The organism is Geodermatophilus nigrescens, from assembly GCF_900129495.1.
In the GTDB taxonomy this organism is placed as follows: Bacteria; Actinomycetota; Actinomycetes; order Mycobacteriales; family Geodermatophilaceae; genus Geodermatophilus; species Geodermatophilus nigrescens.
Genome location: NZ_FQVX01000003.1, coordinates 780,760 through 790,826 on the forward strand (window position 1 = coordinate 780,760; position 10,067 = coordinate 790,826).

Here is a 10,067-nt window from a genome sequence, read left to right on the forward strand (position 1 = left end):
GCGGGCGCCGTCAGGCGGCGGACTCGGAGTCGCCGCCCGGGCCGTCGCCGGAGTCGCCGGAGGACTCGCCCCCGGCCTCGGCGCCCCCGGAGCGGCGACGGGAGCCACCGCGGCGGCGACGGCGGCGGCGCGGGGTGCCGTCACCGGCGGGCGTGCCGTCACCGGCGTCGGCGGCGTCGGACGGCGCGCCGTCGGCCGGGGCGACGTCCGACGCGGTGCCGGCCTCCGCGGGAGCCGAGCCGTCGGCGGACTCGCCGCCGCGGGTGCGGCGACGCGAGCGCGACCGCGAGCGGGCCGGCCGCTCGCCGTCCTCCCGGGACTCCTCGCGCGCGGGACCGCGGCCGGCGCCCTTCGTCTTCTTGCCGGTCTCACCGAGGTCCTCGAGCACCTCGGCGTCGAGGCCCTCGCGGGTGCGCTGCGCACGCGGCAGCCGGCCCTTGGCGCCCTCGGGCACGTCGAGGTCGGTGTAGACCCACGGCGAGGTGGAGTAGGTCTCCGGCGGGTCGGCGAACGGCAGGTCGAGCGCCTTGTTGATGAGCTGCCAGCGCGGGATGTCGTCCCAGTCGACGAGGGTGACGGCGACGCCCTCGCGGCCGGCGCGGCCGGTGCGGCCGATCCGGTGCACGTAGGTCTTCTCGTCCTCGGGGCACTGGTAGTTGACGACGTGGCTGACGCCGGTCACGTCGATGCCGCGGGCGGCGACGTCGGTGGCGACCAGGACGTCGACCTTGCCGCTGCGGAAGGCGCGCAGCGCCTGCTCGCGGGCGCCCTGGCCGAGGTCGCCGTGCACGGCGGCCGCGGCGAACCCGCGGTCGACGAGCTCGTCGGCGACCTTCTGCGCGGTGCGCTTGGTGCGGCAGAAGACCATCGCCAGGCCGCGGCCGCGGGCCTGCAGCACGCGGGACAGCAGCTCGGGCTTGTCGAGGTTGTGCGCCCGGTAGACGAACTGGGTGGTCTGCGGGACGGTCGAGCCCTCGTCGTTGCCGTGCGCCCGGATGTGGGTCGGCTGGGTCATGAACGACCGCGACAGCGTGACGATCGGGCCGGGCATCGTGGCGGAGAACAGCATCGTCTGCCGCTTCTCCGGGACCATGGCGAGGATCCGCTCGATGTCGGGCAGGAAGCCCAGGTCGAGCATCTCGTCGGCCTCGTCGAGGACGAGCACGCGGACCTTGCCCAGGATCAGGTGGCCCTGCTGCGCGAGGTCCAGCAGCCGGCCGGGGGTGCCGACGACGACCTCGACGCCGGCCTGGAGTGCCGCGACCTGCGGCTCGAAGGCGCGGCCGCCGTAGATGGCCTTCACCCGGATGCCGCGCTTGGCGCCGGCGGTACTGAGGTCGCGGGCGACCTGCACGCACAGCTCGCGGGTGGGGACGACGACCAGCGCCTGCGGTACGCCGTCGCCGCCCTCGGCCGCGGGGGCGACGCGCTGCAGCAGCGGGACGCCGAAGCCGAGGGTCTTGCCGGTGCCGGTGCGCGCCTGGCCGATGAGGTCGTTGCCGGCCAGCGCGAGGGGGAGCGTCAGCTCCTGGATGGCGAAGGTGCGGGTGATGCCGGCCTCGGCCAGCGCCGCGACGACGTCGGGGTGGACGTCGAAGTCGCTGAACAGCGGGGCGGTCTCGGCGACCGGGGCGCCGCCGAGCGCCTCGACGGCCTGCTCGACCTGCTCGGGGGCGGGCGCGCCGCTCTCGGCGTGGTCGATCTCGGGGGTGGTGGGGGTGTTCTCGGTGTGGGTGTTCTCGGTGGAGGTCAGGGTTCTCGCCTCTGGTCGGCTGGGGGAGCGGCCGGGGGCGACGGTGGCGTCGCCCGGGCGCTCCGCGGTCGGGTGTCGCGGGATGCGTTCCAGCGCCGACGCGGCCAGCGGACCGGGGAGGACCGGGACGCACCCGGTGCCCGGTGGGGGCTCCTCGGGGCGTCTTCCGACGTTCGTCAGCGCACAGATACCAGCGGACCTGGCGGCCCGCCTGTTCCCATGGTAGCGCGGGCAGCGGTTAGCCTCGGCTGCCGCGCGGGGCCACCCGCACCCCGACCGGCCCCGCGGCGGGCCCTGCGGCCGGTGCCCACCGGCCCCCGACCCCGCCCGGAGGTGGCCCGTGACCGCGGCCGACCCGCGAGCCGTCGTCGACCTTCTCGGCGTGCTCGCCTACGCCGAGCTGACGGCGTTCGACCGGCTGGCCGAGGACGCGCGGATGGCCCCGACGCTCGACGGCCGCGCGGCGCTGGCGCGCATGGCGGCCGCCGAGATGGACCACCACGACCGGCTCGCCGCCCGGCTCACCGAGCTCGGTGCGGACCCGGCCACCGCGATGGCCCCGTTCGTGCCCGCGCTCGACGGCTTCCACGAGGGCACCCGCCCGCGCACGTGGCTCGAGGGCCTGGTGAAGGCCTACGTCGGCGACGGGCTGGCCGCCGACTTCTACCGCGAGATCGCGGGCTCGCTGCCGGAGCCGGACCGCTCGCTGATCCTCGACGTCCTCGCCGACACCGGCCACGCCGACTTCGCCGTGCGCGAGGTCCGCGCGGCCATCGCCGCGCAGCAGGCCCTCGCCGGCCGGCTGGCGCTGTGGGGGCGGCGGCTGGTGGGGGAGGCGATCTCCCAGTCGCAGGCGGTCATCGCCGAGCGGGAGGGCCTGGTCGGGCTCATCGTCGCCGGCACCGGCGACCTCACCGGCATCGCGCGGCTGGTCGACCGGATCACCGCCGCGCACACCGAGCGAATGCGCACCCTCGGCCTCAACCCCTGACACGGCGATCCTCCGGATTGCACCGCGGCCAGGTGCCGTCGCGACCTGCGTGGAGCTCGTCCCGCGCACTCGTCGGGGAGCCTCCGGCCCCCGCTCCTCGCACGCGCCCCGCCGGGCGGCTCACCTCCTGCGCGAGCCCCCTCCCCTGAGACGGCGGGAGGGCGCCCCCGCGGATGCGGGGACGCCCTCCCGGACGACGTCGTCGGTGCTCAGGCGCCGCCGGCGACGAACCCGACCCGGCGCTGGTCGGCCTGGGCGATCTCGACGTAGGCGATCCGGTCGACCGGGACGAGGACGCGGCGCCCTCGCTCGTCCTCCAGGGTCAGCAGCCCGTCCTTGGTGCCGCCGGACATGGCGGAGGCCACGTCGGCAGCGATCTCGTCGGGGGTCTTCGGGCTGTCGACGACCAGCTCCCGGGGGGAGTGCTGGACACCGATCTTGACTTCCACTCGGGATGCCTCCTCGTGTTGCACGGCTGCCGACCACGCTAGTCCAGCGCGGGCGACCCGGCCCCGCCGCGGACCTGCGCCGAGAGCGAACGGCGCTCAGCCGGCGGCCGGCTCGCCCTCGACCCGGGGGAAGCGGGAGATGCCCCGCCACGCCAGCGCCGACATCAGCGACACGGCGTCGTCGCGCGAGACCGTGCCCTTCTGCGCCAGCCACCAGCGGGCGCTGCTCTCGGCCAGCCCGGTGAGCCCGGAGGCGAGCAGGTGGGCCTGCTCCGGCGAGCTGCCGGTGTCGCCGGCGATGACCTCGGCGATCGCCTCGACGCAGGCGCGGTTGCCGCGGTCGGCGAGCGCCCGCACGTCGTCGTCGTTGCGCAGGTCGGACTCGAACACGAGCCTGAAGGCGCCGCCCTCGGCGTCGATGAAGTCGAAGTACGCGCCGACGGCGCCGTGCACGCGCTGCCGGTTGTCCTCGGTGCCGGCCATGGCCTCGCGCACCCGGTCGGTGAGCTCGGTGACCTGCTGCTCGAGCAGCGCCAGGTACAGCTCCCGCTTGCCGGGGAAGTGCTGGTAGAGGACGGGCTTGCTGACGCCGGCGCGGTCGGCGATGTCGTCCATCGCGGCGGCGTGGAAGCCCTGCGCGACGAAGACCTCCTGCGCGGCCTGCAGCAGCTGCAGCCGGCGCGCGCCCCGGGGCAGGCGTGACGTGCGGCGCACGGGGACCGGTCGGGAGGGCTGCATGGCGCCGGGGATGTTACCGGCGGGTCACCCGGCGCACGCGTCCCGGCCGCCTGGCATACCGTCGCCGCGTGCCCGAGGCCTCCCGCGCGCGCACCCGCCGGACTCCCGCGCCCCCCACCGTGTCGCCGTCGTCGACCGCCCGCTCCTCCGCCGCGGACCTCGCGCTCCCGGCCGAGCCGCCACCGGCCTGGCCGGGCGAGGAGGTCGCGGTGACCGGCGGGCGGGTGTTCGTCCGCGCCACCCCCTACGCCGGGCCGCCCGAGGGGCCGCGCGAGCGGGCGCTCTACGTGCACGGCCTCGGCGGCGCCTCCACCAACTGGACCGACCTCGCGGGCCTGCTCGCGCTCCGCTGCGAGGGCTGGGCGGTGGACCTGCCCGGCTTCGGCCGCTCCCAGCCGCCGCCGCGGAGCTCCTACTCGGTGCGCGGGCACGTGCGGGCCGTCGTCGACGTCCTCGAGCACGTCGCCGCCCAGCCGGGGGAGGCCGCCGGCCGGCCGGTGCACCTGCTGGGCAACAGCCTCGGCGGGCTGGTCAGCCTGGTGGCGGCCGCGCGCCGGCCGGACCTGGTCGCGTCGCTGACGCTGGTCTCCCCGGCGATGCCGGTCTACCGGGTGCCCGCCGCGTTCAGCCGGGCGCTGCTGCTGCTCCTGCTGCCGGGCGTGCCCACGCTGGCCGAGCGGCGGCTGGCCGGCGTGACGCCCGAGCAGTCGGTGCGCGGGATGACGCAGATGTGCTTCGGCGAGCCCGCACGGGTGCCGCGGGAGCGCCTGGAGGCCGCCGTCGAGGAGGCCCGGGAGCGGGCGGCGCAGGGCTGGGCCAACCGGTCGCTGACCCGCAGCATGCGCGGCCTCATCACCTCCTACCTGCGGGTCGGCCGGGCCAACGCCTGGCGGATGGCCGCGTCGCTGCGCATGCCGACCCTCGTGGTGTGGGGCGACCGCGACCGGCTCGTCGACCCGCGCCTGGCGCCGCGGCTGGCCGCCGTGGTGCCCGGCGCGCGGCTGCTGGTGCTCGAGACGGTCGGGCACGTGGCGATGCTCGAGGCGCCCGAGGAGACGGCACGCGCGGTGCTCGGGCTGATGGAGGACGCCGCCGGGGAGGCCCGCGCCGGCTGACCCGGCCGACGCGCCCTCGCGGTCCTGTCCGATCCCCGCGCCGCCGTGAGAGCCTGATCCCCGGGAAGCGCGGCGTCGCCGTCCGGGTGCGCTGCGCGACGGCAGGACGAGCGGCGAGGAGGCGGCACCGTGGCACGTCCGCCGTCCGGCCGCCAGCCCGAGCCGCTGCGCACCCGCCCCCCGGTGCCGCCCCCGCCGCGCCCCCGCGACCTGCCGCCGTCCGGCCGGTCCCGGGGCGACGACCCGCGGGCGGACCGCACCCGCCCCCCGGTCGTGCGCCGGCGGCCGGGCCGGCTGCGCCGCTTCGTCCGCCGGTACGGCTGGCGGGCCTACGCGATCCCGCTGCTCGCCGTCGCCACCGTGCTCACCCTCGTCGACGTCGTCGGCGCCCCGGACACGACGCCCGCCGCCTCCACCGGCGCCGCGACCTCCCAGGGGACCCCGGCGGAGGCCCCGGCGAGCACCGGGCCCGCCCCGGCTCCCGCCACGCCGACCGCGCCGGCCGAGGGCGACGCCGGCCCGACCGACGTCGTCCCCCCGCCCGCGGCGGCCACCTACGTGGAGCAGGGCAGCGGCGAGGTCGCCGTCGTCCCCGGCAGCTCCGGCGTGTACGGCAGCGGGCCGCTGCAGCGCTTCGTCGTCGAGGTGGAGGGCGGCATCGGCGTCGACGGGCCGACCTTCGCCGCCGCGGTCGAGGCGACCCTCGGCGATCCGCGGTCGTGGGGGAGCGGCGGGCGGATGTCTTTCCAGCGGGTCGACACCACCGACGTCGGCTCCTACGACTTCCGCGTGAGCCTGGTCAGCCCCGGCAGCATGGAGCGCTACTGCCCGGGCGTGGGCACCGGCGGCTACACCTCCTGCCGCTACGGCGAGCGCGCGGTCATCAACCTGGCCCGCTGGGAGACCGCCGTCCCCGACTACCAGGGCGACATCGCCACCTACCGCCAGTACGTGGTCAATCACGAGGTCGGGCACGCGCTCGGCAACGGCCACCAGCCCTGCCCCGGGCAGGGGCAGCTCGCGCCGGTCATGCAGCAGCAGACGCTGGGCCTCGAGGGCTGCACGAAGAACGCCTGGCCCTTCCCCTGACCCCGGCGGGAACAGCGGCGCGTGCCACGCTGTTGTGCGCACGAACGCCGGCCCCCCGCGGGGCCGCTGGTCGCGACCCGAGGAGTCAAGCGTGTCCCTGCCACCCCTGGTGGAGCCCGCCGCCGACCTGTCGATCGACGAGGTCCGCCGCTACAGCCGCCACCTGATCATCCCGGACGTCGGGATGGACGGGCAGAAGCGGCTCAAGAACGCCAAGGTGCTCGCCGTCGGCGCCGGGGGCCTCGGCTCGCCGGTGCTGATGTACCTGGCCGCGGCCGGTGTGGGCACGATCGGCATCGTCGAGTTCGACACCGTCGACGAGTCCAACCTGCAGCGGCAGATCATCCACGGGGCCTCCGACGTCGGCCGCTCCAAGGCCGAGAGCGCCCGGGACTCGATCAAGGAGATCAACCCCTACGTCGACGTCCGGCTGCACGAGACGCGCCTGGACAGCGACAACGTGATGGGGATCTTCGAGCAGTACGACCTCATCGTCGACGGCACCGACAACTTCGCCACGCGCTACCTGGTCAACGACGCGTGCGTGCTGCTCGGCAAGCCCTACGTCTGGGGCTCGATCTACCGCTTCGACGGCCAGGTGTCGGTCTTCTGGGCCGAGCACGGCCCCAACTACCGCGACCTCTACCCGGTGCCCCCGCCGCCCGGGATGGTCCCCTCCTGCGCCGAGGGCGGCGTGCTGGGCGTGCTGTGCGCGACCATCGGCGCCATCCAGGCCACCGAGGCCGTCAAGCTGATCACCGGCATCGGCGAGACGCTGCTCGGTCGCCTGATGGTCTACGACGCCCTGGAGATGACCTTCCGCACCATCAAGGTGCGCAAGGACCCGGAGGCCGAGCCGATCACCGGGCTCATCGACTACGAGGCCTTCTGCGGCGTCGTGTCCGACGAGGCCCAGGCCGCCGCGGCCGGCTCGACGATCACCGTCGACGAGCTCAAGGACATGATGGACGCGGGCAAGGACTTCGAGCTCATCGACGTCCGCGAGCCGAACGAGTACGAGATCGTGTCCATCCCCGGCGCCACGCTCATCCCGAAGGACGAGCTGCTGTCGGGCCGGGCGCTGTCGCAGCTGCCGCAGGACAGGCCGATCGTGCTGCACTGCAAGACCGGCGTCCGCTCGGCCGAGGTGCTCGCCGCGGTCAAGAACGCCGGCTTCAAGGACGCCGTCCACGTGCAGGGCGGCGTGACGGCGTGGGCCACGCGGATCGACAAGACGCTGCCCACGTACTGACGGGAGGACCCCTTCAGGGGGTCCGCCCAGCGGCTCACCGGGGCCCGGCACCTGCGTCTGCGGGTGCCGGGCCCCCGGCGTCTGTGTTGACTGGGGCGCGTGTCCGCACCCGAACCCGTCGAGCTGCTGGAGCTCTTCCAGCGCGCTCAGGCCGCCTTCACCGACCGCGTCGACGCCGTCGAGCCGGGCCAGTGGGACCTCGAGGCCCTGCCCGGCTGGACCGTCGCCGACCTCGTCGCGCACCTCGTCGGCGAGGCCCACTGGGTCCCCGGCCTGCTGGCCGGCGAGCCGCTCGACGACGTCGCCGCCCGCGTGCCGGAGGGCACCGGCGCGCTGCTCGGCGCCGACCCGCTCACGTCGTGGGAGGGGGTCGCCGACGAGGCGCTGGCCGCCGTCGCCGCCGCCGACCTCGCCGCGGGCACCGTGCACCTGTCCCGCGGCCCGACGCCGGCGTGGGAGTACGTCGAGGAGCTGACCACCGACCTGACCGTGCACTCCTGGGACCTCGCCCGCGCCACCGGCGGCGACGAGGCGCTCGACCCGGCGCTGGTCCGCGCCGCGGAGCGGCTGGCCGGCCGGCTGCCCGCGGACGGGGTGCCGGGGCTGTTCGACCCGCCGGTGGAGCTGCCCGACGGCGCGACCCCGCAGGAGCGGCTGCTGGCCCGCCTCGGCCGCCGCGTCTGACCCGCTGGGGTGTCGGCCGGTCCGGGACGGCCCGGCGGCGCCCGCACGTCCCTATCCTGCGGGCTCACGCACGCAGGAGGTCATCCCATGAGCCAGCCGCCCTCGGGTCCGTTCCCCGACGGCTCCGGCCAGCCGCAGCCCGGCCCGTACGGCCAGCCGCAGCAGCCCGGGCAGTACGGCGCTCCCGGTCAGTACGGCGCCCCGGGCCAGCACGGGGCGCCCGGTCAGTACGGCGCACCCGACCCGTACGGCCAGCCCCAGCAGCCCGGTCAGTACGGGCAGCCCGGTCAGTTCGGGCAGCCCGGTCAGTACGGGCAGCCGTACGGCCAGCCCGGCGGGCCCGGCGGCCCGGGTGGAGGCAAGAAGCGGCGCGGGCTGGTCGCCGGCCTCATCGCGGGTCTCGTCCTCGTGATCGCGGCCGCCGTCACGCTCTTCTTCGTCCTCCGCGACGACGACCCCGCGCCGACGGCCGACGACACCACGACGACGACGTCGAGCAGCTCCAGCAGCTCGTCGTCGAGCTCGTCGAGCAGCAGCTCGTCGGCGACCACCAGCGCGCCGCCGCCCGCCGGCGGGGCCGGGTCGGCGGACCTGCTGGCGATCGTCCCGGCGGACTTCACCGACTGCACCGAGGCCCCGCTGGCCGGCGACGGCGACGTCGCCCACGCGTCCTGCGGCGCGGCCACCACCCAGCCCGGGCCCCAGGTGGCGGAGTTCTTCGCCTACCCCGACGCGGCGACGATGGACTCGGTCTTCGCCACCGACACCGAGGGTGCCCCGGCCATCCCGGACGGGCAGGACTGCGCGACGACGCAGGGCGCCGGCACGTGGTCGTCGGACACCAACTCCGGATCGGTCGCCTGCGCGATCGACGCCGCCAGCGGCCAGGTCGGGATCATCTGGACCGACGACAACGCACTGGTCGAGGGCGTCGTCACCGCCCCCGGCAGCACGCAGGCCGACCTCGCCGCGCTCTACACGTGGTGGACGGCGAACAGCGACTACCAGCTGTGAGCCGCCGGGCGCCCGGGGAGCCGCGGCCCCCGGGCGCCCGCGCGGTCCCCGACCCGGCCGATGTCGACCCGGCCGACGTCGACGAGGCCGTGTTCGACGCCGTCGAGGCCATCCCACCGGGCCGGGTGAGCACCTACGGGGCGATCGGCCGGCTGGTCGGCGTCGGCCCGCGGCGCGTCGCCCGCGCGCTGTCCGGCGGCGGGGGCGCGGTGCCCTGGTACCGGGTCGTGCGCGCCGACGGCAGCTGCGCCGAGCCGGTGCGCGTGCGCCAGCTGGAGCTCCTGGCCGGCGAGGGCGTGCCGCTGCGCGCGGGCCGGGTGGACCTCGCCGCCGTCGGCTGGCCCTGAGGCGATGAGTCCCGGGGCGCGGGCGGGTCCGTCCTGTGCCCGCCCGACCGAGAGGACCCCGTGGCCACGCTGCTCTACTCCGCGACCGCGTCGCTGGACGGCTTCATCGCCGGCCCCGGCGGGGACATGTCCTGGCTGACCCCGCACCTGGGCGCGCCGAACCCGACCGCCGACCGGCTCATGGCGCAGACGACGGCGATCCTCGCCGGCGCCGTCACCTTCGGCGGCGACGACCCGAACCGCGGCACCGACCGGGAGGGCGCCTTCGGCGGGCAGTGGTCGGGGCCGGTCGTCGTCCTCACCCACCGCCCGCCCGCGCAGGCGCCCGACGGCGTCACGTTCACCGACGACCTGCACCACGGCGTCGAGCTGGTCCGCGCGGCCGCCGGGGACGGGACGGCCAACGTGCTCGGGGCCGACGTCGCCCGCCAGCTCCTGGCCGCCCGCCTGCTGGACGAGGTGCTGCTGTTCTTCGCGCCCGTCCTCCTCGGCGACGGGACGCGGGTCCTCGACGTCCCGGGCGGGACGCAGGTGCTGCTCGACCCCGTGCCCGGGGAGACCGAGCACTGGTACCGGGTCCGGTACCCGGACGCGCCGGCCGGCTGACGCCGCGCCCCGTGCGCGCCGCGGCGATG

The 10,067-nt window shown here is 76.4% G+C and carries 11 protein-coding genes; 8 read left to right on the forward strand and 3 right to left on the reverse strand.

Annotation, left to right across the window (positions count from 1 at the left end; translation table 11 throughout):
- Window positions 1-10: 10 nt before the first annotated feature.
- Window positions 11-1,609, reverse strand: coding sequence for a DEAD/DEAH box helicase (locus BUE37_RS17410; RefSeq protein WP_245794749.1), 1,599 nt, complete (start codon window positions 1,607-1,609; stop codon window positions 11-13).
- Between the two features lie 484 nt (window positions 1,610-2,093).
- Here BUE37_RS17410 and BUE37_RS17415 point away from each other — a divergent pair, with 484 nt between their 5' ends.
- Window positions 2,094-2,744 carry a ferritin-like fold-containing protein gene (locus BUE37_RS17415; protein ID WP_073421592.1) on the forward strand — a complete coding sequence of 217 codons (651 nt, stop codon included), beginning with the start codon at window positions 2,094-2,096 and terminating at the stop codon, window positions 2,742-2,744.
- 209 nt (window positions 2,745-2,953) lie between these two features.
- Here BUE37_RS17415 and BUE37_RS17420 read toward each other — a convergent pair whose 3' ends face one another.
- Window positions 2,954-3,193, reverse strand: a complete 240-nt coding sequence (locus BUE37_RS17420; RefSeq protein ID WP_073421593.1) for a DUF3107 domain-containing protein — start codon at window positions 3,191-3,193, stop codon at window positions 2,954-2,956.
- 96 nt (window positions 3,194-3,289) lie between these two features.
- The gene (locus BUE37_RS17425; RefSeq protein ID WP_073421594.1) at window positions 3,290-3,931 is read right to left on the reverse strand and encodes a TetR/AcrR family transcriptional regulator; all 642 of its coding nucleotides are present in this window, start codon (window positions 3,929-3,931) and stop codon (window positions 3,290-3,292) included.
- A 68-nt stretch (window positions 3,932-3,999) separates the two neighbouring features.
- Here BUE37_RS17425 and BUE37_RS17430 point away from each other — a divergent pair, with 68 nt between their 5' ends.
- The 7 genes from BUE37_RS17430 (at window position 4,000) to BUE37_RS17460 (ending at window position 10,038) form a co-directional block, all read left to right on the forward strand.
- Window positions 4,000-5,046, forward strand: a complete 1,047-nt coding sequence (locus BUE37_RS17430; RefSeq protein WP_245794698.1) for an alpha/beta fold hydrolase — start codon at window positions 4,000-4,002, stop codon at window positions 5,044-5,046.
- A gap of 129 nt (window positions 5,047-5,175) precedes the next feature.
- Complete coding sequence (locus BUE37_RS17435) at window positions 5,176-6,135, forward strand: DUF3152 domain-containing protein (protein WP_083628819.1); 960 nt, start codon at window positions 5,176-5,178, stop codon at window positions 6,133-6,135.
- A 91-nt stretch (window positions 6,136-6,226) separates the two neighbouring features.
- Window positions 6,227-7,387, forward strand: coding sequence for an adenylyltransferase/sulfurtransferase MoeZ (moeZ, locus tag BUE37_RS17440; protein ID WP_073421596.1), 1,161 nt, complete (start codon window positions 6,227-6,229; stop codon window positions 7,385-7,387).
- A 99-nt stretch (window positions 7,388-7,486) separates the two neighbouring features.
- Window positions 7,487-8,071 (forward strand): TIGR03086 family metal-binding protein, encoded by a 585-nt coding sequence (locus BUE37_RS17445; RefSeq protein ID WP_073421597.1) that lies wholly within the window; start codon window positions 7,487-7,489, stop codon window positions 8,069-8,071.
- Window positions 8,072-8,158: 87 nt separating this feature from the next.
- Entirely contained in the window at window positions 8,159-9,085 is a 927-nt protein-coding gene (locus BUE37_RS24235; RefSeq protein ID WP_073421598.1) for a hypothetical protein, read from the forward strand.
- Window positions 9,082-9,432 (forward strand): MGMT family protein, encoded by a 351-nt coding sequence (locus tag BUE37_RS17455; protein ID WP_073421599.1) that lies wholly within the window; start codon window positions 9,082-9,084, stop codon window positions 9,430-9,432. The genes BUE37_RS24235 and BUE37_RS17455 overlap by 4 nt, the downstream gene beginning before the upstream one ends.
- A gap of 60 nt (window positions 9,433-9,492) precedes the next feature.
- Window positions 9,493-10,038, forward strand: coding sequence for a dihydrofolate reductase family protein (locus BUE37_RS17460; RefSeq protein WP_073421600.1), 546 nt, complete (start codon window positions 9,493-9,495; stop codon window positions 10,036-10,038).
- The last annotated feature ends 29 nt before the right edge of the window (window positions 10,039-10,067 follow it).

Excerpts from the sequence above, each read along its gene's own strand:
- BUE37_RS17425 (WP_073421594.1), bottom strand. The coding sequence starts at position 3,931 with ATGCAGCCCTCCCGACCGGTCCCCGTGCGCCGCACGTCACGCCTGCCC.
- BUE37_RS24235 (WP_073421598.1), top strand. The coding sequence starts at position 8,159 with ATGAGCCAGCCGCCCTCGGGTCCGTTCCCCGACGGCTCCGGCCAGCCG.